At 56.8% G+C, this 697-nt stretch carries 2 rRNA genes; both read left to right on the forward strand.

The features are described 5' to 3' along the window. Window positions 1-413, forward strand: a 23S ribosomal RNA gene (locus ACFQEY_RS18645); the annotation flags it as partial. A gap of 150 nt (window positions 414-563) precedes the next feature. Next, window positions 564-685, forward strand: a 5S ribosomal RNA gene (gene rrf / locus ACFQEY_RS18650). Window positions 686-697: the final 12 nt, after the last annotated feature.

Below are 697 nucleotides of genomic sequence, written 5' to 3' on the forward strand. Positions count from 1 at the left end.
ATCGACCGGGTGGCTTGCTACCTCGATGTCGGTTCCCTCCATCCTGCCCGTGCAGAAGCGGGCAAGGGTGAGGTTGTTCGCCTATTAAAGGAGGTCGTGAGCTGGGTTTAGACCGTCGTGAGACAGGTCGGCTGCTATCTATTGGGGGTGTCAAGGTACTTGACGTGAACGAACGTATAGTACGAGAGGAACTACGTTTGGTCGCCACTGGTGTACCGGTTGTGTGAGAACGCAATGCCGGGTAGCCACGCGACACGGGGTAAGAGCTGAACGCATCTAAGCTCGAAACCCACATGGAAAAGAAGTACCGACGAGGTCACTCGTAGAAGACGAGTTCGATAGACTCGGGATGTACGCGCCGAGGCAACGAGGCGTTTAGTCCACGAGCACTAACAGACCGAAGCCACAATCATACGGCACTGACACCACACTCGCATGAGTTCAGGCGGTAACTGGATCGCACATATACACGGTCGGCTGATCGAGAGATCAGAGCCACCGACACAGGCGTCTCGTCATACAGTCAGTATGACGAGTCTCGGTTCGAGCCCGGGAGTCGGCATAAAGGCGGCCAGAGCGGTGGGGGAACACCCGTACCCATTCCGAACACGGAAGTTAAGCCCACCAGCGTACCGGGAAGTACTGGAGTGAGCGATCCTCTGGGAACCGCGGTTCGCCGCCTGTCCATTCATAACGG

The sequence above is a fragment of the Halorubrum trueperi genome (assembly GCF_042662525.1).
In the GTDB taxonomy this organism is placed as follows: Archaea; Halobacteriota; Halobacteria; order Halobacteriales; family Haloferacaceae; genus Halorubrum; species Halorubrum trueperi.